The 24,798-nt window shown below is 41.0% G+C and carries 20 protein-coding genes; 11 read left to right on the top strand and 9 right to left on the bottom strand.

Annotation, left to right across the window (positions count from 1 at the left end):
• Positions 1 to 942, top strand: coding sequence for a cell division protein ZipA C-terminal FtsZ-binding domain-containing protein (locus tag MP622_RS10670; protein WP_104441063.1), 942 nt, complete (start codon positions 1 to 3; stop codon positions 940 to 942).
• Positions 943 to 1,031: 89 nt separating this feature from the next.
• Complete coding sequence (ligA, locus tag MP622_RS10665; RefSeq protein ID WP_104441062.1) at positions 1,032 to 3,071, top strand: NAD-dependent DNA ligase LigA; 2,040 nt, start codon at positions 1,032 to 1,034, stop codon at positions 3,069 to 3,071.
• A gap of 359 nt (positions 3,072 to 3,430) precedes the next feature.
• On the opposite strand, the gene MP622_RS10660 is transcribed toward ligA, so the two are convergent.
• Entirely contained in the window at positions 3,431 to 4,498 is a 1,068-nt protein-coding gene (locus tag MP622_RS10660) for an aldehyde reductase (protein ID WP_104441061.1), read from the bottom strand.
• A gap of 572 nt (positions 4,499 to 5,070) precedes the next feature.
• Between MP622_RS10660 and bfr the strand changes: the two genes are divergently transcribed.
• The gene (bfr, locus tag MP622_RS10655; protein ID WP_026441177.1) at positions 5,071 to 5,535 is read left to right on the top strand and encodes a bacterioferritin; all 465 of its coding nucleotides are present in this window, start codon (positions 5,071 to 5,073) and stop codon (positions 5,533 to 5,535) included.
• A 73-nt stretch (positions 5,536 to 5,608) separates the two neighbouring features.
• Here the strand turns inward: bfr and MP622_RS10650 are convergent, their stop codons facing one another.
• Positions 5,609 to 6,118 carry a hypothetical protein gene (locus tag MP622_RS10650; RefSeq protein ID WP_044739315.1) on the bottom strand — a complete coding sequence of 170 codons (510 nt, stop codon included), beginning with the start codon at positions 6,116 to 6,118 and terminating at the stop codon, positions 5,609 to 5,611.
• 6 nt (positions 6,119 to 6,124) lie between these two features.
• Positions 6,125 to 6,694 (bottom strand): peroxiredoxin, encoded by a 570-nt coding sequence (locus MP622_RS10645; protein ID WP_104441059.1) that lies wholly within the window; start codon positions 6,692 to 6,694, stop codon positions 6,125 to 6,127.
• Positions 6,695 to 6,941: 247 nt separating this feature from the next.
• Between MP622_RS10645 and MP622_RS10640 the strand changes: the two genes are divergently transcribed.
• The 5 genes from MP622_RS10640 (at position 6,942) to bioD (ending at position 11,626) form a co-directional block, all read left to right on the top strand.
• Positions 6,942 to 7,673, top strand: coding sequence for an alpha/beta fold hydrolase (locus MP622_RS10640; protein WP_104441058.1), 732 nt, complete (start codon positions 6,942 to 6,944; stop codon positions 7,671 to 7,673).
• An 88-nt stretch (positions 7,674 to 7,761) separates the two neighbouring features.
• Positions 7,762 to 9,045, top strand: coding sequence for an adenosylmethionine--8-amino-7-oxononanoate transaminase (bioA, locus tag MP622_RS10635; RefSeq protein ID WP_243790910.1), 1,284 nt, complete (start codon positions 7,762 to 7,764; stop codon positions 9,043 to 9,045).
• Positions 9,042 to 10,199, top strand: coding sequence for an 8-amino-7-oxononanoate synthase (locus MP622_RS10630; RefSeq protein WP_243790909.1), 1,158 nt, complete (start codon positions 9,042 to 9,044; stop codon positions 10,197 to 10,199). Before bioA ends, MP622_RS10630 begins: the two co-directional genes overlap by 4 nt.
• A gap of 9 nt (positions 10,200 to 10,208) precedes the next feature.
• Positions 10,209 to 10,988, top strand: a complete 780-nt coding sequence (gene bioC, locus MP622_RS10625; RefSeq protein ID WP_243790907.1) for a malonyl-ACP O-methyltransferase BioC — start codon at positions 10,209 to 10,211, stop codon at positions 10,986 to 10,988.
• Positions 10,985 to 11,626 carry a dethiobiotin synthase gene (gene bioD, locus MP622_RS10620; protein ID WP_243790905.1) on the top strand — a complete coding sequence of 214 codons (642 nt, stop codon included), beginning with the start codon at positions 10,985 to 10,987 and terminating at the stop codon, positions 11,624 to 11,626. Before bioC ends, bioD begins: the two co-directional genes overlap by 4 nt.
• A 54-nt stretch (positions 11,627 to 11,680) precedes the next feature.
• Here bioD and MP622_RS10615 read toward each other — a convergent pair whose 3' ends face one another.
• From MP622_RS10615 to MP622_RS10590, 6 genes are all read right to left on the bottom strand, one after another.
• Positions 11,681 to 12,811, bottom strand: coding sequence for a hypothetical protein (locus tag MP622_RS10615; protein ID WP_243790903.1), 1,131 nt, complete (start codon positions 12,809 to 12,811; stop codon positions 11,681 to 11,683).
• Between the two features lie 266 nt (positions 12,812 to 13,077).
• The gene (locus MP622_RS10610; protein ID WP_243790901.1) at positions 13,078 to 13,500 is read right to left on the bottom strand and encodes a biopolymer transporter ExbD; all 423 of its coding nucleotides are present in this window, start codon (positions 13,498 to 13,500) and stop codon (positions 13,078 to 13,080) included.
• Positions 13,501 to 13,521: 21 nt separating this feature from the next.
• The gene (locus MP622_RS10605) at positions 13,522 to 13,947 is read right to left on the bottom strand and encodes a biopolymer transporter ExbD (RefSeq protein WP_243790899.1); all 426 of its coding nucleotides are present in this window, start codon (positions 13,945 to 13,947) and stop codon (positions 13,522 to 13,524) included.
• Positions 13,948 to 13,962: 15 nt separating this feature from the next.
• On the bottom strand, positions 13,963 to 14,832 hold the full coding sequence (locus tag MP622_RS10600; protein ID WP_243790897.1) for a MotA/TolQ/ExbB proton channel family protein: 870 nt from the start codon (positions 14,830 to 14,832) through the stop codon (positions 13,963 to 13,965).
• Between the two features lie 28 nt (positions 14,833 to 14,860).
• On the bottom strand, positions 14,861 to 15,571 hold the full coding sequence (locus tag MP622_RS10595; RefSeq protein ID WP_243790895.1) for an energy transducer TonB: 711 nt from the start codon (positions 15,569 to 15,571) through the stop codon (positions 14,861 to 14,863).
• 163 nt (positions 15,572 to 15,734) lie between these two features.
• Positions 15,735 to 18,419: a TonB-dependent receptor gene (locus tag MP622_RS10590; RefSeq protein WP_243790893.1), complete on the bottom strand. Its 2,685-nt coding sequence runs from the start codon at positions 18,417 to 18,419 to the stop codon at positions 15,735 to 15,737.
• 727 nt (positions 18,420 to 19,146) lie between these two features.
• Here MP622_RS10590 and MP622_RS10585 point away from each other — a divergent pair.
• Genes MP622_RS10585 through MP622_RS10575 form a run of 3 tightly spaced genes read left to right on the top strand, consistent with a single transcriptional unit; the run spans position 19,147 to position 24,790 of the window.
• Positions 19,147 to 20,928, top strand: a complete 1,782-nt coding sequence (locus MP622_RS10585; RefSeq protein ID WP_243790892.1) for an ABC transporter substrate-binding protein — start codon at positions 19,147 to 19,149, stop codon at positions 20,926 to 20,928.
• 13 nt (positions 20,929 to 20,941) lie between these two features.
• Positions 20,942 to 22,750 (top strand): ABC transporter substrate-binding protein, encoded by a 1,809-nt coding sequence (locus tag MP622_RS10580; protein ID WP_243790890.1) that lies wholly within the window; start codon positions 20,942 to 20,944, stop codon positions 22,748 to 22,750.
• A gap of 24 nt (positions 22,751 to 22,774) precedes the next feature.
• Positions 22,775 to 24,790, top strand: a complete 2,016-nt coding sequence (locus MP622_RS10575; RefSeq protein ID WP_243790888.1) for a M3 family metallopeptidase — start codon at positions 22,775 to 22,777, stop codon at positions 24,788 to 24,790.
• The last annotated feature ends 8 nt before the right edge of the window (positions 24,791 to 24,798 follow it).

The following is a 24,798-nucleotide window of genomic DNA, read 5'->3' as shown; positions in this document are numbered from 1 at the left end:
ATGGAAGTCACAACAATAGTCGGTATTGTTATTGCCGTTATCATTATTTTAGTTGGTTTACGCATGCTGTTTAAAAAACCTGCAAGTGCAACACCTTCACTTGATAGTGAATTGCAGGTGAATTCAGATAGTCAGCTTCCAATTATTCCGCGTCATGTACGCGACCAATTGCAGACCTCGACGGAAGCAACTGAACGCGTTGAGCCAACGCTGAATGATGCTGAAGTGGTTGCAGAGATCACTGAAAAGCATGACCCTAAAGTTACCGCGGAAAAACAACAAGCTACAGAGATAGCAGTCAATACAAATACCGAAACGACAATAGAAGCAGCACAAACAGAGACTGTGGTTGATGCAACGGCGGCAGCGAAAATAGAAGAAAATGCAGATGAAGGTTTACATTTAAATGCACATCATATTGAAAAAGCAGAAATTGTTGAATTTAATGAAGAAAGTAGCATTTTAGATGAGCACTTACACGAACAACAACGTGTCGATGAAGAAAGTGTTTTACAAACGGCAGAAGAATTTATTGTTTTCAATATTTATCCAGAACGTCGTGTATTGACCGGAGACAAGACTTTAAAAGTGTTGCTTAAATATGGTCTTCGTTATGGTGAAATGGCATGTTTCCATCGTTATGATGAAGAACATGAAAAGCTTTCATTTTCTGTTTTACAGATTACCGAAGAAGGGCCTGCTGGCTTTGACTTAGAAACTCTAGCCAATGAGCAAGTCAAAGGTTTAGCCTTTTTCTTGGCTTTACCACACAACGATGTTCAGAATGCATTTGACACCATGGTCAGTATTTCTAACCTGATTGCACGTGAAATTGATGGCACAATTTACGACCAGAACCAACAGGAAATGACGGCTCAATCGCGTGAATTCTGGCGTCATCAAGCAATTGACTATCGTTCAGGTCAACAGGCAACGGTATAATATCAAATTGAAAATGAGAGTCTGACTTTTATAATAGGCAGACAAGATTGTTGAAGGGCGGAGAAACCGCCCTTTTTTATGGTGAAACTATGACTCAGCAAAACACTGTTGTCGCACAAATGCGTCAACTGATTCAGATTCTGGCACAGCACAATCATGCCTACTATGTGATGGATCAGCCCACCATTGCCGACAGTGAGTATGATCAGTTATTTCACCAACTGAAGGCATTAGAACAACAATATCCAGAATGGGTTCAGGCTGATACCCCGACCAATAAAGTCGGTGCTAAGCCATTGGCAAAATTTGAATCGGTGACCCATGCTGTGCCGATGCTGTCCTTAGGCAACGTGTTTAATCAAGAAGAGCTGTTTGCTTTCGCACGACGCATTGAAGAACGTTTACCGAATCAGAAGATTGAATACGATGTCGAATTGAAGTTCGATGGTTTGGCAATTTCATTGTGGTATGAAAATGGGGTACTCGTTCGTGGCGTAACTCGTGGAGATGGTGAAACGGGTGAAGATATTACCCAGAATGTTAAAACCATCCGTAACTTACCGAAAGTTTTAACGCATGCCTCTGGGGTGGTTCCAACTTTACTGGAAGTCCGTGGCGAAGTACTCATGCCAAAGTCTGGTTTTGAAAGGTTAAATGCCGAAAATGAAGCCAAGGGTGAAAAGACTTTTGCTAACCCACGTAATGCCGCTGCGGGCAGTTTAAGACAGCTTGACCCAGCGATTGCCGCTGCACGCCCACTGGCATTTTATGCCTATGGTATTGCACAGTGTGAACCGAATCATGGCTTAGCCACCATGTCTGCAAGTCTGGACTGGTTAACAGAGTTTGGCTTTGCTGTCGGTGAGCGTCATTTCATTTGCGACAGCATCCAAGCTGTACAGCAAGCCTATGAAAAAATTAATCAGGAACGTCCAGATTTAAGTGTTGAAATTGACGGAATGGTGGTTAAGGTCAATGATTTAAAACAACAACAGCAATTGGGCTTTTTAAGTCGAGAACCCCGTTGGGCAACGGCTTATAAATTTCCTGCAGTGGCTGCGCTTACAACGGTTGAAAATATTGACTGGCAGGTGGGACGAACAGGGACTTTAACCCCAGTTGCACGTTTGAACCCAGTTGCTGTAGGAGGGGTCACGGTATCGAATGTGACCTTGCATAATATTGGGGAAATTCATCGTCTAGATGTGCGTATTGGCGATACGGTCAGTGTGTACCGTAGTGGTGATGTGATTCCGAAGGTGGAAAAAGTCTGGCCCGAATTCCGTCCAAATGATACTCAGGAAGTGCATTTACCAGAACAATGTCCTGTTTGTGAATCACCTGTAGTGATGCCTGAAGGTGAAGCTTTAGCACGTTGTTCGGGTGGCTTATATTGCGCTGCACAGCGTATTGAGGCAATTCGTCACTTTGTATCACGTAAAGCCATGGATATTGAGGGCTTGGGTGATCGATGGGTAGAGTCATTGTTACATCTAGATTTACTTCAAGATGTCGCAGACATTTACCACTTACATGAACATCGTGAAAAAATGCTCACTATTGAAAAAATGGGCGAAAAGTCGGTTCAAAATCTCTTTGATGCGATTGAAAGCAGCAAAAAGACCACGCTAGCCGCTTTTATTTATGCGCTTGGAATACGCGGAGTGGGGGAAACCACAGCACGAATGTTAGCCAATACTTTTCAAACTCTTGATGCACTGCGGGTAGCAGATATTGAGGCTTTAAAGAAAACGCCCGATGTTGGTGATATTACGGCAGAGTGGATTGTCGATTTCTTCCAAGCACCGCATAACCTTGAAGTTTTGGATCGATTGTTGGCAGCAGGTATTCACTGGGATGCACCTGTCGCTCCAACACGCCAACCTTTTAATGGTGAAAGCTGGGTGATTACGGGTACGCTCAGCCAAATGGGACGTGATGAAGCAACGCAAATGTTACAAGCATTGGGTGCGCGTGTTAGTGGCAGTGTTTCAAGCAAAACCAAATGCTTGGTCGCAGGCGAAAAAGCTGGCTCAAAACTAGAAAAAGCTGAAAAGCTCGGTATTCATGTGATGAATGAAAGTGAGTTTATTCAACTGATGCAAGATTATGGTCAGTTACAGGCTTAGATTTTTGGATTTGGATCAAAAATATACTGTTCAGATATATAGTGTTCAGTTAAAGCACGACTAAAACGACTTTTAATGATGAGGGGGCCACAGCGGAGTCTTACCGAATTAGCATCAAATGCTTGAAGTTCGTATGTTACTTTGGATTAGTCCAAAGTAACCAAAGGCTTTAGTCATAAGCAAAACTCGTTCATTGCCATCAATGAATAAAATTGTCGCAGAAACATTTTTTTTCTAATGTAGTGTTGTCTCGAACAGTTGCTGATGACATTTCGTGTCTCATATGCCCTCATCAATTTAGAAAAAGCATAATGCTCGTCAGCTATGAAATTGACGAGCATTATGCTTTTTATTTATTTTCAAGGAATATATTGTTTGATCACACCATCGTTGAGCAATTGTTGAAAATGCTCAACCAGGCTTTCTTTGACATCGCGATACTGTAAACCTAATTCTTTTTGGCTCTTGCTCGCATCAAAATAAATCGGGTAACCCATATTCAGTTCAACAAATTCACGGCTAAAACCAATGAGCGGACCAATCACTTTAAAGGCTGCTTTTGGCAGTTCGTTGCGTGGAAATGGAAATTTCCAACCAAAATGTGCTTTAAGTAATTGACCAATTTCAAGCAAACTCAAAGTATCGCCACTGACGATGTAACGACCAGCTGCTTTGGGGTTAAATGCAGCCTGTAGGTGTGCTTCAGCGACATCCTGAACATCGACCACACCATTCCACATAGGTGGAACACCCGCGAGAGTTAAGCCATTGGTAAATTGTTGTAAGACCTCAATTGATCCTGACTGCGTATTTGGGGTTAATGAACGACCAAAGACCAACGCTGGATTAATGCAAACCAATTGCCAACGGTTTTGTGCATCGGCCATTTCCCAAGCTTTACGCTCAGCCATCACTTTGGAATATGGATAAGGCTGATGGGTCTCTGAGCTGCTGGTATTCCAGTGACTTTCATCAAAAGTATTATGATCAGTTTTTAAAATATCCACGGCATCGCCATATGTCGATGCAATACTCGAAGTGAGGATGACACGTTTGACTGACTCAGTTTCATTGACGGTGTTCAAAACATTTTCTGTACCTAAAACAGCAGGTTCAATGATGTCTTTCACCGCATCTTTATAGTTAGTAACGACGAAAGGTGACGCCATATGAAACACAATTTCACAGCCTTGCATGGCTTCTTTAAATGAATTTGGTTCGAGCAAATTGGCTTTAAAGAGTTTGAGTGTTCCTGCGCTGCTTTCTGCAATTTTAGATAAATGCGCGAAGCTTTGCGTTTTGTTCAGGTCACGGACAGTGGCATGTACGGTATAGCCTTGGGTTAATAATTTTTGAATTACCCAACTGGCAATATAACCCGAGGCACCTGTGACCAGTACAGGTGCTTGTGTTGCTAAGTTTGTCATAGATCAACCGTTGTTGTTTTAAGTATTGGCATAGTGTAAGCCTGAATGTGATGAAAGTCTTTGCTTATGGGAAACAGGTTTCTAACTTATGCGTCATTTACGGAGATGTTGATGCACGTTATAAAACAAAATTGGTCGAGGTAAATACGACTTGATTAGCCCATATAGACAACGTGATCAATCAAAACTATTGGGAGGTGTATTTAACGCTTACTATCTAATAGTGGAGACTCGCTGTTCTAAATTGAGAGTAACTTTTTATTTTTAATAATAAAAAAATCATGGTGTGATAATTTTCACTTCGTGATGTTTTAAAGACGTGGTGAAATAAGGACCATTTTAAATAGTTACAAATTTTAAAATAAGCAAAATTTTGAATGAAATAGCCTTTGCCCTAAGATGCAAAATACTGCAAAGGCTTATTTTATATGCGGAAAATGGCTTAAATTGAACTGCAAATGCGTATGTTTCTCATTTTAATTTTATAAAAATCATAAGCTTACAAAATTTAACTTTTGCAATCCTTTTCAAATGTCGCCATAATATTTTAAAAAGGTATGGGGTATAACGAGATGCGCGGTAATCCAGAAGTAGTAGACTATTTAAATATGTTGATCGGTGGGGAACTTGCAGCTCGCGATCAGTATCTCATTCATTCACGTATGTACGAAGATTGGGGCTTAAGTAAAATCTTTGAGCGTATTGATCATGAAATGCAAGAAGAAGCCTCACATGCAGATGCCTTAATTCGTCGTGTACTGTTTCTAGAAGGTACACCGAATATGAACCGTGATGATATTCATGTGGGACAAGATGTGGTGACCTGTTTAAAGGCAGACTTGGCACTGGAATATCATGTACGTGAGAAATTGGCGCAAGGCGTGAAACTGGCGGAAGAAAAAGGTGATTATGTCACACGTGATATGTTGCGCCAGCAAATGTCAGATACTGAAGAAGACCATACGTATTGGTTAGAAAAGCAAATTCGTTTAATTGAATTGATTGGCTTACAAAACTATATTCAGTCGCAAATGTAAGATTCAAATAAAAAAACCCAGTAAACACTGGGTTTTTTTCTGGTTTAAATTTCTTTTGATATCAAATTACAGCTTATTCTCGATGTTCAATCGTTGGATCAAGTTGCCATGATTGTGCCAATGTTTGAATGATTCGATCTTTCTGTTTTTTTGAAAAAAGAGATAAAGAGATTCTTTCTAAAGGGTTTGGATCTACTTTACTAATTAATTGTTTAAAATAAATATCTGTTTTGTATAGCCAAAAATCTTGGAAATTTTGTTTTAATAATTTACGTTGCCATTCATATTGTCTGAATTTTTTAGGATCAATCGTGAGAAAAGGTGGTTGTTGCAATGTAGAAAGTTGAACTGTACGCTGGCGCAAAAACAGATGTGAAATGATACGTTGGTTGGTAATAATAATAGAGTCAAAAAATCTGAAAAAACTCAACAAGCATAATATAGCCAACATTATAAAATGTTTAGACTGCAACGGAAGTGCAAAAGAAACATATATTGCTATGATCATACATAGGAGAAATAGGTAAATAGAATTTATAGGCTTTGTTTTATATAAAATTTTTTCATTGTTTTGTAATTGCATTAGTGATTACCATTTTATTTTGTGAATATCTGCCAGAACCTGTTTGGCATGTGTTTGTGTGTTCACACTGCTGTAGTGATAGACAATAGTACCCTTAGGATCAATCAAGAAAGTTTCACGCTTGGCAATTTGAGCTACACCAAAATTACGGACTATGCCGAACTGACCTGCCAGTTGTTGTTTTTGATCGGCTAAAATTGGAAAAGGGAGTCCCAATTTACTGGAAAACTTTTGATGGGATTTAACATCGTCAAGGCTGACGCCCAAGACTACAGCATTTGCTTTTAAAAATTGAGGATACAGTGCTTTAAACTGGTTGGCTTCTTGAGTGCAGCCAGGAGAGTCATCTTTGGGATAAAAATACAAGACCATCCACTGACCGCGATATTGTTTGGATTCATGCCATTTGCCATTTTGATCTTGTAATTTAAAACTAGGTGCTGCCTGTCCAACCCATTGTTTTTGGCTTGCAGTGGAAGAAGAAAAAATCGAAGTTTCGGCATGAGTTAAATGATAAGTCCCGAAACTACAGGTTATCCCCATTAAGCCGACACGGAGTAATTGATTCAAAGTCATTTTCTTCTAATTTTTGATGCTAAGGAAACTTTATCTTAGCAAACTATTGCTATCACCCGTACAACAAAATTCCAGAACGACTATGTGTGGTGATTGGTGATTTGATTAAAACCTGAACCATATGTGAGATGACTTTATAAGGCGGAACTGTGTGACTTTGCAGTTTGATAATGATAGGAAATGCAGCTCAGTCGCAAAATAAAAGCAGTTATACTGCTGTGCAAAGTTTTATTTTTAGAGCAAAACGTTGAACGCAAGTATTTTACTGATTACGGGTTGGGGTGGTGGTACACAACTGTTAGAGCCTTTACAACACAAGCTACAACAACAGGGATATGTCGTTGAGCTAATTAATATTTTTAATGCTTTCGATGCTGAAATCTTGCAACACCATGTGGAACTGGCGCGTCGTTTTGATGTGATTATCGGCTGGTCATTGGGTGGACAGCTTGCCACACTGCTAGTACAGCAGCTTGAACAACAGTTTTCAGAACAAAAAATCTTGATCAGCTTGGCGTCCAATCCGTGTTTTGTTGCACAACCAAACTGGTCAACCGCAATGCCGCAAGAAACATTTAAGCAATTCAAACAGTCCTTCCAACAGGATGCTGTAGCAACCTTAAAGCGTTTTGGATTTTTGGTGTGCCAAGGAGCAGATTCTGCCAAGAAAGATTTTATCCAAATGCAAAAACTGATTAAGCCACAACCAATTTCACTATTAGAACAAGGTTTAGTGTTATTAGAGCAGTTGAATTTAGCCAAAACTTTAGCGCATTATACAGGGCAGCAATTGCATGTGTTTGCCGAGAAAGATGCTCTGGTTCCTCGCGAAATTATTCAAAATATGCAGCAATTACTTACAGAAAATGTAGAAGTTGTAAGTATTGAACATGCTTCGCATGGTTTTCCTTGCTTCCAAGTTGAGCAAACTATGCAAATTATTGAAGATTTTCTGAAGCAACCTCTTCAGGCTGTCTAGGAATGACCATTCTCGCAATGTTTTTTAGAAACTTGCAGGTTTAAGATAGCCCACATTGCAAAAAATACGACACCACAGGAGTTTATGGATGACTGATTTATTTGACCTTGAACATATCTGGCATCCTTATACCTCTATGACCAATCCGCTGCCAACTTTCAAAGTAAAGAAAGCTTATGGGGCAGTCATTGAACTAGATGATGGACGCCAACTGATTGATGGTATGTCGTCATGGTGGTGTGCGATTCATGGTTATAACCACCCAGATTTGAATCAGGCGGTGACCGATCAGTTGCAAAATATGTCGCATATTATGTTTGGTGGTTTAACCCATGATCCTGCGATTGAACTGGGCAAACTGTTATTAGACATTACACCACCCAGTTTAGACAAAATTTTCTATGCTGATTCTGGTTCAGTTGCAGTCGAAGTCGCGCTAAAAATGGCAGTGCAATATTGGACTTCGCAAGGCAATATTGAAAAGACCAATTTTGTGACGCCACGCTCGGGCTATCACGGGGATACGTGGAATGCGATGTCGGTATGTGATCCTGTAACGGGCATGCATCAGATTTTTGGCAGCAGTTTACCCAATCGTATTTTTGTTCCTGCACCGCAAGTCGGTTTTGATCAGACTTGGGACCCAGCGGATATTGCTGAACTCGCACAAACCTTGGAACAGCATCACCGCAGCATTGCAGGTCTGATTATTGAGCCGATTGTGCAGGGTGCAGGGGGAATGCGTTTCTACCATCCAGAGTATTTGCGCCAAGCTAAACTGCTCTGTGAAAAATATAACATCCTGCTCATTTTTGATGAAATCGCAACTGGTTTTGGGCGTACAGGCAAACTCTTTGCTTGGGAGCATGCACAAGTTGAACCCGATATCATGTGTATCGGCAAAGGCTTAACAGGTGGTTATATGACGCTGTCTGCAACCTTAACCTCGAAGCATGTGGCTGAAACCATCTCTAAAGGTGAAGCGGGCGTATTTATGCACGGTCCAACCTTTATGGCCAATCCATTGGCTTGTGCAGTGGCATTACGCAGCACACAGCTCTTGGTGTCTCAAGACTGGCAAAGTACCATTCAGCGTATTGGCAACCAATTGCAGCAACATCTCGCCCCATTAGCACAACTCAATTATGTGCAAGATGTGCGTGTATTGGGTGCGATTGGTGTGGTTGAGCTGAACTTTAATGTCGATATGAAAACGCTACAACAAGAATTTGTAAAACGTGGCATCTGGATCCGTCCATTTGGTAAGTTGGTCTATGTCATGCCGCCGTATGTCATTTCTGAAACGCAGTTGAATACTTTATTGACTGAACTGGTAGATGTGGTTCGCCATATGCAAGAGGAAGCCGGATGAATTTGTTAGACCATTACGCTGCACAGTTGGATGAGCTAAAACAGCAGGGCAATTTACGTCAATTTACTTCAAACTCCCAACAGGGGAAGTGGATTGAAATTCAGCAACGCCGTATGTTGAATTTAGCTTCAAATGACTATTTGGGCTTGGCTTCTAATCTGAGCTTACGCGAACAGTTTTTTGATGAAACCCCGAATGCGCATCGTCTGATGAGCTCATCTTCTTCGCGTTTATTGACAGGGAATTTTCCTGAATATGAGCAGCTCGAAGCCAGTTTAAGTCAGGCTTTTGCTGGACGTGCCGCGCTGTTATTTAACAGTGGTTACCACATGAACATTGGGATTTTACCTGCGGTCAGTGATGCCAAGACGCTTATTCTTGCAGATAAGTTAGTGCATGCCAGTATGATTGACGGGATTCGTCTTTCCTCTGCCAAATATGTGCGTTATCGCCACAACGACTTACAGCATCTGTCGCAGTTGCTACAGAAATATCATGCAGATGACGCTTTCGATCGGATTATTGTGGTGACTGAATCCATTTTCAGTATGGATGGTGATGAAACTGATTTGGCTGAATTGGTACGGATTAAATCCCAATTTGCCAAAGTCATGCTGTATGTAGATGAAGCACATGCCATTGGCGTACGTGGTGAACAAGGTTTAGGCTGCGCTGAACAATATCAAGTGATTGAGCAGATTGACTTCTTAGTAGGGACATTTGGTAAGGCGATGGCATCAGTTGGTGGTTACTTGATTTGCCATCCGATTATCCGTGAATTCCTGATTAATCGTATGCGTTCTTTGATTTTCAGTACCGCACAGCCTCCAATTTGTATGGCATGGACCAACTTTATCTTCAAAAAACAGCTTACGATGACTGCCAGTCGTCAGCATTTACAACAATTAAGCGCTTATTTACAACAAGCCGTACAAGCAAAAGGGTATGCTTGTCCGTCGACCAGCCATATTGTGCCTGTCATTATTGGTGAGTCACAAAAAACGGTCGATACTGCGGCACAGTTACAGCAGGCAGGTTTCTATATTATGCCTGTGCGTCCACCAACAGTACCTGTGCAAAGTTCGCGTTTACGTATCTGTTTAAATACCCAATTTCAGCAAGATGAACTGGATCAGTTTATCGCTTTGTTATGAGTTTTAGCGTTGAATCCATCTCAAATAGATAAGTCTCGTGTGGCGCTGCGTTTTGCACAAGCGGGACAAAGCTATACCGAACATGCCATCGCACAAAAGCAAATTTGCCAGTATCTGATGCAATTGATGCTGGATCATCTGCCGACCCAACATCAAGCACGTGTCTTGGAGATCGGTTGTGGTTCTGGCAATTTAAGTCATCTGTTATTGCAAAATTTGCAAATTGATCGCCTGATTTTAAATGATCTGTATGCCGAAGTTCAGCAGCATTTCTCGCAGCAGCAACAGCTTGAATGGCGAATTGGGGACATTGAGCAGCTTGAGTTTCCAACACAATTAAACTTAGTGACTTCCAGTTCTGCATTGCAGTGGATGACAGATTTACAGGCAGTTTTTACTAAAGTTGCGTATGCTTTAGTGCAACAAGGTTTTTTCTGTTTTTCTATTTTTGGGCAGCAGAACTTAAAAGAAATTAAAGCTTTGACCGGGCAGGGGCTTGAATATCATACCTTGTCTGAGTTGCAACAGGTATTAACGCAAACAGGTTTTGATGTGTTACATCTGAGTGAACAGATCAAGACCTTGCATTTTTCACATCCCAAGCAAGTGTTACAGCATTTGAAAGCCACAGGTGTCACGGCAACCAGTGCTTCACATCGTTGGACTAAAAAAACGTTACAACAGTTTTATCAAGATTATCAGCAGTTTTCGGAGATCGATCAGCAAGGGCAAACACAGTATGTACTCAGCTATCACCCGATTTATTGTATTGCACGGAGAATAACATGAGCGCAGACATCTATTTTATCAGTGGGATTGATACTGGCATTGGCAAGACCTATACCACAGGATATCTGGCAAAGTTATGGAATGCGCAAGGTCAGCAGGTTATCACGCAAAAATTGATTCAAACGGGTAATGTCGATGTCTCTGAAGATATTCAGCAGCACCGTGAAATTATGGGGATAGGTTGGTTGCCAGAAGATGAAAGTAAACTGACCATGCCTGAAATTTTTAGCTATCCGGCATCACCACATTTAGCCACCAAACTCGATGGTCGTGAGATTGATTTTGCTAAAATTGAAGCAGCGACACAGCAATTGGCAGAAAAATTTGAAGTAGTATTGTTGGAAGGTGCAGGTGGTTTAATGGTGCCGCTCACCACAGAGTTACTGACAATTGACTATTTGGAACAGAAAAAGTTTCCAGTGATTTTGGTTAGCTCTGGGCGTTTGGGCAGTATTAACCATACTTTGCTCAGCTTGGAAGCCTTAAAAGCACGAGGTTTGTCTTTATATGCTTTGGCGTATAACTTAAATGATGAATCGCAAGATCCATTAATTTCCAAAGATACTTCTGAATATCTTAAAGCTTATTTAGCCAAGCATTTCCCAGAAGCGCAATGGATTGATATTCCTGTGCTTTAAATGTAAAAAAGGAGTTATTTTTAAATAACTCCTTTTTTATTATTGGCTTAAAATTTAATTAATGCTTGGATAGTTATTTTTAATCTGTTGAGCAATAAACTCAAAACTGGATTTATTAAATAGCGTATAACTTCCTTTGGAATCGTAGTTGACTAATTCGCCATTAAAAATCATGCCATATTCTGGAGAAAGTATGTCGCCTTTGACATCCCATTCTCCATCATAGATTTTTCCATCTTTACTAATTGCAGGATCAGCACCAGCTTCATATAGAGGATTACCACTACTATCTACACTATATGCCACATCGAGATTAGAAACTTTACCAATCTTATAGGTATAATCTGATTGACCATAATGTTTTTGAATCCAGTCATTTAAACTAGTTGCATCTGTTACTGTAGATTCGGAAAAGTAAAATTGATAATCATCATAAACAATAGATTTAGGGACATAGACATAAGAACCAGAAGGGAATGTTGCAGTACTTGAAAGCAGGGCGGCTAAAGCATCTTTATTTCCTTTTAGAATCATGCCAATTTGATTGTGTAAGTAAATATAATCCTGAGTTTTAGGATATCCTGTGAGTATATTGGTCGGGAAAATATCTGCAATTGTTTTACCTGACAGATCAATCTTTTCAAAATTAAAATTTTGCTTTCCTGCATTTAGACTGCATTCATCATTAAATAATGCTGTTGAAACTTGTAGCCCTTGAGATGAAGAAAGGTAATAGTAAGGCCATCCACTAGATTGTTTTTGAAGTGTTTTTTGAGTATAAAGCCCCTGACTATTTAATATGTAACCTTCGTAAATTTCTTCATTTTCTGCGGTACTTTTATCTAATTCTTCTGCACTAACATTATAAATGGGTGCATAGTTCACATAGAGCATTTGCCCATTTCTTTGAATCACATCTGCATATAGTTGAGTTACATAATTTGGAGTATTGACACTACTTTTATATTCATAATCCAAATTGTATAAAGGCTCATCAAAAATAGTAGTTCCAGTAATTTGGGAATTTAAAAGAATTCCTCGATTACATGTTAACGTGGTCGATCCTCCAGAACTTGAATTTGAAGTGGATGGGGGTGTCGAGGAAGTGGAATCACCAGATCCCCCTCCACATCCGCTTAAAACTGTAATAGATATAGAGAGTGCTAAAGTTGTAAATTTCTTCATTTGTGTGACTCTAGGTTTTAAATTATTGAATTATTAAGTTTTAAAGTTAGAAATGGATTATATACAGAAAGGTCTGTATGGTGAATAATTTTTATTCTTATATATGATGACTTATAAAATGCCTCATGAGATTAATCAGAGTATTTGAATGCCGAGTGTTTTCATACTGGATTTTTATAGCTGATTGATAATTGGAGAAGTCGATTTTACAAACAAAAAAATCCGCATTTTATAGAAAATGAAATGCGGATTTTTTTTCGACAAGATTAAAGCGAAGCGTTACTCTCAATTCCAATTTTGGTGATATTTAGACGTTGTGCCATCGCCATGACCATTGCGACTTGTTTATATTCAGTCATACGGTCAGGCTGTAATTTAATTTGGTCTTGTTCGGACTTTTTTGACACCGTCATAAATAAGTTTTCTAAAGCTTGTTGATTCTCTACAGGTTGACCATTCCAAAAGATTTTTCCTTGTGTATCTAATTTGAGATTGATGATTTCAGGTGGTTTTTCATTGCTTTGTGGTGGCGGAGCACCATTCGGCAAATTAATATTGATGGCATTATTTGGAATTGGAATAGTGATAATAAACATAATAATCAACACCAACATGACATCAATTAATGGTGTCATGTTGACATCGAGTAGTACATCATCGTCATCCTTTGAGCCAACATTCATACCCATAACTTGCTCCTTCAGACCCAATTACGGTGAAACTGGGGGAGTGGTGACAAAAGCAATTTTACCAATCCCAGCTTGTTTGGTTGCATTAATCACTTGATCAATCGCATCAAAGTGAGTCTGTTGATCACCACGAATATGCACTTCGGGCTGTGGACGTTTTTGTGCCTCAGCTTGTAGGCGTGTCATTAGTGTGGCTTTGTCTCCGATATATTTTTCATTCCAGAACACATCGCCATTTTTATTGACTGCAAGTTGAATATTTTCAGGTTTATTGGCATACGGTGTATTTTTCTCTTCAGGTAATTTTACGGGTACTGTATGAATGGCAACAGGCACCGTAATAAGGAAAATAATCAGCAGAACCAACATGATATCAACCAGTGGAGTTGTATTAATGGTTCCGATTACATCGTCTTCACTGTCATCTGAACTGACCATCATGCCCATGGTGGATGTCCTCTTTTATTTATTCACGACTTTTTTATGATTTGGATTAGTGCTGATTTCTCCACTGAGTAAGACCGTGTGTAAATCAGAGCCAAAAGTACGGACATTTTCCATCACCGCTTTATTGCGACGGGTTAACCAGTTGTAGCCGAGCACCGCGGGCACTGCGACGGCCAGACCAATCGCGGTCATAATCAGAGCCTCACCAACAGGGCCCGCAACTTTATCAATCGATGCTTGACCCGACATACCAATAGCGGTGAGTGCGTGATAAATTCCCCAAACCGTCCCAAACAGACCCACAAATGGTGCTGTTGAGCCAACTGTTGCCAGAAAAGCCAGCCCACCACTTAAATGACTTTGAATTTTGTCGATGGCGCGTTGAATGGAAATGGTTACCCATGTATTAAAGTCGATACGTTCTAGTAAAGTTCCTTCGTGGTTTTTGGTCGAGTGAATGCCTTTTTCCGCAATGAAACGGAAAACACTGTCTTTGTCTAAGCTATCTGTTGCACTTTCGAGTGTGCTGGCGTCCCAGAATTCAGCATCGGCTTTACGACCCTGTCCTTTGATTTTTGATTGTTGCAGTAGTTTGGTAATCATGATGTACCACGTGCCAATCGACATCATGACTAAAATAAATAGCGTGGTTTTGGCGACCATGTCACCTTCTTTCCACATGGCTTCCAAGCCATAAGGGTTGTATGCAGGGGCTTCTGATTTGGCAGGTGGTTGCGGTGCAGTGGCGGTGTTACTCGAAGTTACTGCTGTCGTCGTTGCTGGGGCAGTATCTTCAGCAAATGCAGAATGAATCGGAAGAAGGGTACTTGCTGCAAGTAAGCCAGCAGTGGCCATTTTTTTTACAGGATTAATCATTTTATTCATCTATATGCTCCAATTTTTGTTTAATTCATTAGTCCAGTGCAAATTCATAAGGAATTTCAAACCAAGTTTCTTGCGGTTCACCATTTTTTAATGCGGGATTAAAGGTGCATAAGCTATAAGCTTTTGAGGCTGCTTTATCTAAGCTCTTCACACCGCTGGATTTTTTCACTTTGACTTGTTTGGCTTTTCCATCCGTACCGACCAGTACCGAAATGGTCACTGCACCAAATTCACCATTCATTTGTGCTTCACGCGGCATTTCTGGTTGTTTACAGCCTCCTTCACCTTGCGATGCTCCGCGAGTTACACCCGCAGGTTTAGGTGCAGGGGCAGGTATCGCTGCTGCCGTAACAGGTGTAGGGGCGGGCACTGGACTTGGTGAAGGCACTGCGGTAGGTGTCGGTGTGACAGCTTTTACAGGCTGAGTTGGGCTAACTTGCGCTGTTTTTTGTACAGGTTCGACTTTTTCAACGGGCTTTTCGGGTACAGGGTTTTTTACGACTTCTTTAACCATTTTTGGGGGTTCAGGCGGAATCTCTTTGGGTTTGGGCTTTTCAGGTTCAGGTGGTTTATCTTGAATAATCATCAATTCCACGGTTGGTTCTTCGGGCTTATGTATGGTTTTGGACAAACCCGCCATAAGGGCATAGAAAATAATAAGATGCAGAAAAATGACTGCCCCAATACCAATCAGGCGTTTGGCTGAATTGTTCTCTAATGCTGTGAAACTTGTGCCCATGGTTACTCCTGAAATTTGAGACAAACAATAAATCGTTCACGCATCACTGCTTATGAAAGATGGACCGGTTGACGGTATTTGCTGTTTGGCTAAACGAAGGATTAAAAGTTTTGTCCATACTGTATGGCTGGAGGTTCTCAAGACAGTATGGACAGAACACCAATTAGAATTTGTACGTCCCTCGCAGGTAGTAAGCGCGTCCAGTTGGGTCGCTATAGCGTGGGTCATAACCGTATTGGAAGTTATCCATCACATTCGATGCAGCTGGTTCGGCATCAAATAGGTTTTTAATGCCTGCTGTTAGCTCTAGATTTTTAAAGCCTTTATAGGTCCCTGAAACGTTATAGAGGGTGTAGTCACTGACTTTGTGATGGTCATAAGCATCATCGCCTATGGCATTTTGGTCTTTGTAGCCACGGTAGAATTCTTGCTCAAACATCATCTTCCAGTTTTCATAACTCCAGTTAATATTGGCAACGTGTTTCCAACGAAGAATTGCAGGGTCATCATAAGTTCCGACTTTGCCTTCCCAAGCACCGCCAGCTTCTTCTTGTTTGTCATATTTGATGATATAGGTGCCATCGATGCCGAAACCAAAACGACCTGTTGCGGTCATTGGCGTTAAATAGTTCAGGGTCAGGTCAATCCCTTCGGTTTTAATGCCGCCCATATTAACCAGTGTGGTATTGACGTATTTAATCCGACCTTCATTATCACGCACAAAACGGTCTGCATATTTGGTTGGATTTGCAAAAATCATGGCATCACTAATGGTGTCGATCAGACCATCAATTTCAATATTGTAGTAATCGGCTGTGAGCACTAAATTCTTGATAGGTTCGAGCACAAAACCCGCAGTATATGAGGTGGATTCTTCTGGTTGTAAATCGGGTGAACCTCCTTGCATACGCTTGAACTGCACATTACATTCAGTTTTATATTGAGCAGGAGTTGCATCTTTACCGCCCGAGCAGAGTACTGGATCATCATATTTTGCACCAGTGTAGGTTTCGCTCTGTGGGGCATTGATGTCATATAAGCTTGGTGCACGGAAACCTGTACTGTAGGAGGTACGGAACATCAGTTGTTTGAGTGGTTCCCAACGGAAAGCAATTTTGGGGTTAAAGGTATCGCCAAAGTCACTATAATCATCGTAACGCGCTGCCAGTTGGGCCTCTAAAGTTTTGGTGATTGGAATATGTAACTCACCAAAGAAGGCCGTAATATCACGGTCACCTTGGCTGAGGGGTTTATTTGGGTCGATACCACTGCCTGGAACTTGACTCACAATGTCTGAATTAACCTTAGCTTCCCATTCTTGTTTACTGAAACTGCCACCGAGTGCTAGACCAATATCACCAGCGGGTAAGGTATAAATTGGGCGACTCACGGTTAGATCGACTGTAGTGGAATCTAATGAAGCAACATTCGATTCACCTGTGACCGAAAAAGAATTCCATAAACTTGAGTCTGGACTGGCACCAAAAGGATTGATCAAGCCATCATCTAAAGCGGCTTGTAATTTACTGCGGTTTAAATAACCACTGACAAAACTGTCAGTCGCTTCACTTTTGGCATAGGTCACGCCACCGTTAATGTCCCATCCATAGGCTTCACCCTCAATGCCAACGAAAGCACGGTGCGACTCATTGACAGATTGAGAAACACGGTTGCCTGCTTGGGAGCGTAAATACAGTTGTAATGGCACACCGCTCAAACCATCCACAGATGGTGTAATGCCTTCACCAGGATAATAAGGACTGGTTTTAGGCAGGGTCACGGAACGGCTATAGACATCGGGTGCGATGGAAGTGGTGACTTCATTGTGAGAATAGATATATTCACCAATTGCATTGAAGGTGTCACTAAGTTTGAAAGTACCACGACCCATTGCCGAAATGGTTTCTGTTTCAGGTGCAATACCAATCAGTGCTTGGGTGTTGAGATAACACAGCCCACCATCTGCGACAACATTTGGAATGTTATTACAGTTACTATTGCCATAAGGATTACCTAATGTTCCTGTGGTCGGGTCATAAAAGTTGGCGGGGAAACCATTGGCTGAACTGGCATCAATGCCGAGTTCAGGTATTAATCCACCGCGTTTACTGACTTTACGATCTTTGGCCATAATGTCATTAGAACGACGGTAATCGACCACACCAAAGACGTTAAAACCTTGTTCATCTAAATCGCCGTAGCCACCAAAAATTTGGACGTCTTGTTTATCTCCGCCTGACTGCTCAGGTTGAAGAAAACCACCACTGATGCTGAATCCCTCGTAGCTTTTTTTGGTAATTAAGTTAATGACCCCTGCAATGGCATCGGCACCATACACGGCAGAAGCACCATCACGCAGAATTTCAATCCGTTCAATCATTGCCAATGGAATAATGTTTAGGTTGGTGGTGGAGGTACTAAATGCACTATAGGCCAGACGACGACCATTCAGTAGAACGAGGGTTTTGTCAGTCCCTAAGGCACGAAGGTTGGCCGATGCGCCTTCGGTATTACTTGCACCTACGTTCTGTGAGGTCGAAAAGCCCGCTTGGTTGGCACTGACCTTGGTCAATGCTTCTTCGACGGTAGTAATCCCCTGATTGGTTAAGTCTTCGCCTTTAATAATTGTAATTGGGGAGGTGCTTTGCGCGGCCACCCCTTTAATGGAAGATCCCGTTACTGTGACTTTGGCAACTTTTACGGGTTGTTCTTGTATTTCTGTGTTTTCTGTATCTTCAGCATGAGCTAAAGACAAACACATCATACTTAAACTGAGCGTACTTAATTTAAGAATTGCTTTGCTAACCGACGGCTTGACCGCCACCTTAGCATTTTTGTTCTTTATCATCGTAAAAGTAATCCTTTTTTTGTATTTAGCGAGATTGCTGGCTAGGTTTAAGCAATTCAGATGCCAATTTGTTTTTTAAAAGTTGACTAAAATTTAAATATTTGAAATTTAAATATTTTATAAAAATAAAAAGTGATTTTACTCACAACTTTTATTAGCTATATAAGTAGGCTAAGCAAAAAATAGCGTGTGGGTGAAAATGCGTCAATTTGGAACTAAAAGTCAGCGTGGATTTTCTTATTTTTTAATATTTGTATGAAAAATAAACTAAATATCGCATTTTTGTTTAAATGATAATTTATTTTTATGAAACTTATAAAAATTAAAACTGTTATAAAACAATATATTAAATATATTTATTGTTATAAAAAAATCAAAGGTGAGCTATTATGAATCATATATGTGTTTTTTTTGTGCATTATGTAAGTGTTCTTTATTAGTCTGGTTGTTGTATTTTTTGGTCAATGAGATGTAAAAAATAATTAGATAAAAATACGATAAATATCTAATAAAAAATAACTTTAAATAATGTGATTTTTTAAACACTGGCAAGTTTTTTAGGATGGCACGAAATTCGCTTTAGCCTCAAATCATTGTGGATTCATGATTTAAGCAGAGGACGGATGACATAGAATTTGCTTAAATAGAATATGGATAACAATAAACACATCAGTTTAAAAATAATGCATGACGCAGTGCTTAAGCGAGCAGCACAGGAAAGGTAAAATTGGAAGCCAAAAAATTAAGAATAGCCATTTTAACCCTGTTGATTTCATCGGGCTGTATGGTGCAAGCCAAGGCTGCTGCACAGCCCAACAAGATTTTACACGTGGCGATAGAAGCACCTGATGATGGTTTTGATATGGTCAAAACCTACAATTTTTACAGTGGAAAAATAGCTGAGGTTATTTTTGAACCTTTGCTGAAATACGATTATTTAGCTCGCCCTGTACAGTTGGTGCCGAATACGGTGCAGGGGTTGCCGCGCATCGAGCAAAATGGCAAGGTTTATATCTTTAAGATTAAGCCAGGAATTTATTTTTCTCCCGATCCTGCGTTTAAGGGGCAGCGTCGTGAACTCAAAGCACAAGATTATATTTACAGCATTCAACGTATTTTAGACCCGAAAAATCGTTCGACTACTTATTCATTCATTGATGGAAAAATTGTAGGCGGCAATCAAGCCAATGCACTGGCCAAGAAAACGGGAAAGTTTAATTACGATGCTCCAATTGCAGGTTTAAAAGCCCTTGATCCCTATACTTTACAAATTACTTTGACCCGTCCTGATTATAATTTTCAATACATTTTGGCATATGTCACCTTTGGTGCCACAGCACGTGAAGTCGTTGAATATTATGGTGATCGTATTGCACAGCATCCTGTTGGGACTGGGCCATATCAACTGAGTAAGTATGTGCCGCGGAGTAAAATTGAATTGACCGCTAACCCGTATTACCGTGGTTTTGTCTGGAATTTTAAATCGACAGGTAGTGCTTGGGATAATCGATTGGTACAAGAAATGTCAGGTAAACAGATGCCGCAAATTGGTAAAGTTGAGGTCAGCATTATTGAAGAAGAGCAGTCGCGTTGGTTGGCATTTAAAACAGGACAGCTCGACTTTGATAAATTGACTTCAAATGCTGTGCCACAAGCGCTGGATGGTCAGAAACTCAAACCTGAATTGGTCAAACAAGGGATTCAGCACTACCCCAATAAAGATCCCGAAATTACCTACACCATGTTCAACATGAAAGACCCGATTGTAGGGGGATTCAATCTCGATAAAATTGCTTTACGTCGTGCAATCACTTTGTCATTTAATCAAGACGAAGCGATTAAACAACTCTATAAGGGACAGGCGGTTCGGTCTGAAATGCTGGTTCCAGACGGTGTGCAGGGCTTCAATCCGAATTATCGCAGTAGCCTCGCCTATAATCCTATCTTGGCCAATAAACTGCTGGATCGTTTTGGCTATAAAAAAGGTGCAGATGGTTATCGGACTTTACCCAATGGCAAAGCACTCACTTTAAAGTTTATGACGGAAAATAGTTCCAGTTCCGTGGTGCAATCTGAACTGTGGAAAAAGAATCTGGATGCAATAGGTATTCGCGTTGATTTTCAGGTCAGTAATTTTGCCGACAACTTAAAAGCCGCAACCCAATGCAAATATATGCTGTGGGGAGGAGCGTGGATTGCTGATTATCCCGAAGGGGAAAATTTTGCTCAGTTGCTGTATGGGCCGAATTCAGCACAGGGCAATTTAAGTTGTTATCAATCCAAAAGTTATGATGCGCTGTATCAGCAAATGTTAGCTTTACCACCACAGCAACGCTTACCGTATTACGAAAAATTAAGCCGTCAAATCGAAGCGGATAATCCATGGATTATTCATAGTAGCCGTATTCGCAACTGGCTGTTGCATCCACAGGTTCAGGGTTTCAAAGCCCATCCAATGATGAATACCAACTGGCAATATTTAGATATACAGCCTGTAAAAAATAAATAAGCTTGGACAAAGAATGAAACAGTTGAATAAAAAAAATCGGTATTGGCTTAAAGGGGTATTGGTCGGTGGCCTTTTAATCTCAAGTTCTATGAGTTTATTGGCACAAAGCCCTGCCGACCCGCACAAAGTTTTACGTTATGTATTCCCTGTCGCTGAAACAGGGTTTGACCCCGCAGGTGTGCATGATTTGTACTCGGCACATGTCAACGGTTCAATTTTTGAAACTTTGTTTACCTACGATTATTTGGCATCGCCTGCAAAGTTGATTCCACGTACCGCTGCTGCTTTACCAGAAGTCAGCGCCGATGGTTTGACCTATACCATTCGTATCCAAAAGGGCATTTATTTTGCCGCAGATCCAGTCTTTAAAGGCAAAAAGCGTGAACTAACTTCGGCAGATTATGTGTATACCTTTAAACGCTTGCTTGATCCGAACTTGCGTTCTCCGAACAGTTGGTTACTGGATGGACGTATTTTGGGGATGGATGCAGTATTAAAACAGGCGGCTAAAACAGGCAAGTTTAATTACGATCAACCCGTTGCAGGTTTGCAAACGCCTGACCGATATACTTTGGTGATCCGTTTAACCAGTCCTGATCAAAATTTTCCGATGTTACTGGCACATCAACCTGCGGGTGCTGTGGCACGAGAAGTGATTGAGAAGTATCGAGATAAAGCAGGTTTTGTCATGGGGCACCCTGTCGGGACGGGGCCGTATCTGCTAACTCGTTGGACGCCTGGCTCCCGCATTATTTTGAAAGCTAATCCTGATTTTCGTAGTTTTGTCTGGAATTTTAAGGCTTCTACAGCAGAAGATCAGAAAATTGTCAAAGCCATGCAAGGCAAAAAAATGCCACAAATTGGCGTGATTGATATTCAGGTGATGGAAGAAGGGCAATCACGTTGGTTATCTTTTATTAAAGATGAAATTGATTTGTTTGCTTTGGATGGAGAATTAACCGTTCAAGCTTTGCAAAATGGCAAACTCAAACCTGAGCTGGCAAAAAAAGGCGTACACCTGTCGCGGATTACAGATCCTTCGATTGATTACCATTATTGGAATATGCAAAACCCGGTCGTGGGCGGTATGAGTAAAGACAAAATCGCTTTACGTCGCGCCATGGCGATGGCCTTTTCGGCAGATAACTACATCAATACTTTACAAAAAGGCGATGCACAACGCCTACAAGCTCCCATTCCGAATGGTGTGGTGGGCTATGATCCGAACTATAAAAGCAGTATTCCTTATTCTGTTAAAGCCGCCAATCTACTGTTAGACCGCTATCACTATAAAGTCGGTGCAGATGGTTGGCGTACTTTGCCGAATGGTCAACCTTTGCAAATTGATATGACGATCTCAGGTAATAGTGCGCGAAGTCAACAACAGGCAGAATTTTGGAAGAAAACGCTGGATAGTATCAAAATTAAAATGAGCACCCAGTCTTTGCCTTTTGCAGAAGCACTCAAGTTAGAAAAGCAATGCAAGACCATGTTTAAAAGTTCGGCTTGGATTGCCGATTATCCAGATGCCGACAACTTTATGCAGTTGTTCTATGGCAAAAATATCAACGTGACCAACAATGCTTGCGTAAAAATTCCTGAATATGACCGTTTGTATGAACAAACTCAAACAATGCCGCCTGGTCCAGAACGAGATGCATTGTATCGGAAAATGTCACGGTTGCTCGAAGTGTATATGCCCGTACAAATTATTGGTGCGCGTTATCGTAATGTCTTGGCACAGCCCCGCGTGATTGGTTTTAAAAAGCATCCGATTTTGCCTGCGGAATGGATGTACATCGATATTGACATGAAGAAATAGAAATTAAATAAAACTGGAGTAATGATGAATCACCCGATCTTTAAATTGACCGCACTCAGTGTTTTGACCCTCGCTGTACAGCAGTTCACTTTTGCAGACTCTTCCACGCGTCAGACCTTGCCGCAATTTCAAGCCCAAGATATTCCTGCCCTGTGTGATGCCAAAATTAAAGACATTCAAAAGCAGTTGAAAAACTTTGAAGCTAAGCCGATGTCAGCACAGAACAATGCCGCACCTATACTGGCAGAATGGGATCGTATTTTTGCTTCGTTTGAAGATTTTTATGGGCCTATTGGCTTATACAGCAATGTTTCTCCAGATGCAGCTTTGCGTAAAGCGGCTGAAGATTGTGAAATCAAGATTAGTCAGTTCCAGACCGATATTTATCAAAATCCGAAACTGTATCAACAAATTAAAAACACCCAAGCTAAGGATGCGATTGATAGCAAGTTTCGGGAAGATTTACTCAATGATTTTGAAAAAACAGGGATTCAGTTAAGTGCCGAAAAGCAAACACGTTTAAAAGTTATTTTGGCAGAATTAGCAAAGATTGAGCAGGAATATGCGCGTAATGTGCGTGATAATCCGCAAAAGCTAGAATTTACACCTGCCGAATTAAAAGGATTGCCACAAAGCTATATCGATACCTTAAAGAAAAATGACCAAGGCAATTATTTACTCGGTTTTGAATATCCAGAATATCGTCCTTTCATGGAATTAGCAGACAATGATGCTGCTCGTAAGCGTTATCAAATTGCCTATACTCGCCGTGGTGGTGAGCGTAATTTGATCTTGCTGAAACAAGCCATGGACTTGCGTTATGAACTGGCACAATTGTTTGGTAAATCCAGTTATGCCGAGTGGGCACTACATAAACGCATGGCGGAAACACCTGAAACCGTGAATAAATTCTTGTCAGAGGTACATGCGACGGTTGCACCTTTAGAACAAAAAGAAGTGAATACACTGCGCGAGTTTCAAGCGAAAACCTTAAATATCCCCTTAGCGCAAGCCAAAATAGAGCGTTGGAGTGAGGCATATTGGAGTGAAAAGCTGCGTAAAGCTAAGTATCAGATCGACCAAGAAAAAATGCGGGAATATTTCCCAACTCAAGCAGCACAGGACTGGTTATTCGCTATTTCATCCAATCTGTATGGTATTGAATTTAAACCTGTCAAAGTCGATGTCTGGCAAAACGAAGTTGAATATTACGATGTGACCGATCAGAAAACAGGACAGCTTTTGGGTGGGCTATATGTCGATAAATTCCCGCGTGAAGGCAAATACGGACATGCTGCGGTATGGGGGGTATATGGGGGTAGCAGCTTAACGGGGCGTAAACCGATTTCGGCATTGGTGACTAACTTTAACCGCAAAGGCTTAAATAGTGATGAACTGGAAACCTTTGTACATGAGTTTGGACATGCACTGCATGGCATTTTGTCGAATACACGCTATTCAGCCCAATCAGGCACATCGGTCGAACGAGACTTTGTTGAAGCCCCTTCGCAAATGTATGAGGAATGGGCAAGACGTAAAGAAACATTATCGAAAGTGGCAGATTATTGCCAACCTGCATGTCCACGAGTTGACGATAAGTTGATTGCCAAACTGAATGCAGTACACAGTTATGGTCGTGGTTTGCATTATGCCCGTCAAACTTTGTATGCCCAATATGATATGGCACTACATGGCAATAATGCTTTGAAGGTACAGCCCTTAGATGTCTGGAAGAAAATGGAAGGCTCAACTGCACTGGGCTATGTACCCAACACGGAATTTCCTGGGCAGTTTGGGCACATCATGGGCGGCTATCAAGTGGGTTATTACGGCTATATGTGGTCTGAAGTGTTGGCTTTAGACATGCTTTCTGCTTTTGGAAAGAATTTGAATAATCCTGAAGTTGGCCAGCGTTATCGCCAAACCATTTTATCTCAAGGCGGCCAGAAACCCGCAGAAGACTTGGTGAAAGATTTCTTGGGTCGAAAACCTGACAACAAAGCCTTTTTCGATGAAATTACAGGCCAACGGGTTAAATAGGGGGCATC

The organism is Acinetobacter sp. PK01 (assembly GCF_022819285.1).
In the GTDB taxonomy this organism is placed as follows: Bacteria; Pseudomonadota; Gammaproteobacteria; order Pseudomonadales; family Moraxellaceae; genus Acinetobacter; species Acinetobacter tandoii.
The sequence above is the reverse complement of the archived record's forward strand: the minus strand, read 5'-3'. Positions and strand labels throughout refer to the sequence as shown.

Excerpts from the sequence above, each read along its gene's own strand:
- MP622_RS10630 (WP_243790909.1), top strand. The coding sequence starts at position 9,042 with ATGAATTTGTTAGACCATTACGCTGCACAGTTGGATGAGCTAAAACAG.
- MP622_RS10605 (WP_243790899.1), bottom strand. The coding sequence starts at position 13,947 with ATGGGCATGATGGTCAGTTCAGATGACAGTGAAGACGATGTAATCGGA.
- MP622_RS10610 (WP_243790901.1), bottom strand. The coding sequence starts at position 13,500 with ATGGGTATGAATGTTGGCTCAAAGGATGACGATGATGTACTACTCGAT.
- MP622_RS10595 (WP_243790895.1), bottom strand. The coding sequence starts at position 15,571 with ATGGGCACAAGTTTCACAGCATTAGAGAACAATTCAGCCAAACGCCTG.
- MP622_RS10660 (WP_104441061.1), bottom strand. The coding sequence starts at position 4,498 with ATGACAAACTTAGCAACACAAGCACCTGTACTGGTCACAGGTGCCTCG.
- MP622_RS10590 (WP_243790893.1), bottom strand. The coding sequence starts at position 18,419 with ATGATAAAGAACAAAAATGCTAAGGTGGCGGTCAAGCCGTCGGTTAGC.
- bioA (WP_243790910.1), top strand. The coding sequence starts at position 7,762 with ATGACTGATTTATTTGACCTTGAACATATCTGGCATCCTTATACCTCT.
- MP622_RS10600 (WP_243790897.1), bottom strand. The coding sequence starts at position 14,832 with ATGAATAAAATGATTAATCCTGTAAAAAAAATGGCCACTGCTGGCTTA.
- MP622_RS10670 (WP_104441063.1), top strand. The coding sequence starts at position 1 with ATGGAAGTCACAACAATAGTCGGTATTGTTATTGCCGTTATCATTATT.
- MP622_RS10580 (WP_243790890.1), top strand. The coding sequence starts at position 20,942 with ATGAAACAGTTGAATAAAAAAAATCGGTATTGGCTTAAAGGGGTATTG.
- ligA (WP_104441062.1), top strand. The coding sequence starts at position 1,032 with ATGACTCAGCAAAACACTGTTGTCGCACAAATGCGTCAACTGATTCAG.
- bioD (WP_243790905.1), top strand. The coding sequence starts at position 10,985 with ATGAGCGCAGACATCTATTTTATCAGTGGGATTGATACTGGCATTGGC.
- MP622_RS10645 (WP_104441059.1), bottom strand. The coding sequence starts at position 6,694 with ATGACTTTGAATCAATTACTCCGTGTCGGCTTAATGGGGATAACCTGT.
- bfr (WP_026441177.1), top strand. The coding sequence starts at position 5,071 with ATGCGCGGTAATCCAGAAGTAGTAGACTATTTAAATATGTTGATCGGT.
- MP622_RS10650 (WP_044739315.1), bottom strand. The coding sequence starts at position 6,118 with ATGCAATTACAAAACAATGAAAAAATTTTATATAAAACAAAGCCTATA.
- MP622_RS10615 (WP_243790903.1), bottom strand. The coding sequence starts at position 12,811 with ATGAAGAAATTTACAACTTTAGCACTCTCTATATCTATTACAGTTTTA.
- MP622_RS10575 (WP_243790888.1), top strand. The coding sequence starts at position 22,775 with ATGAATCACCCGATCTTTAAATTGACCGCACTCAGTGTTTTGACCCTC.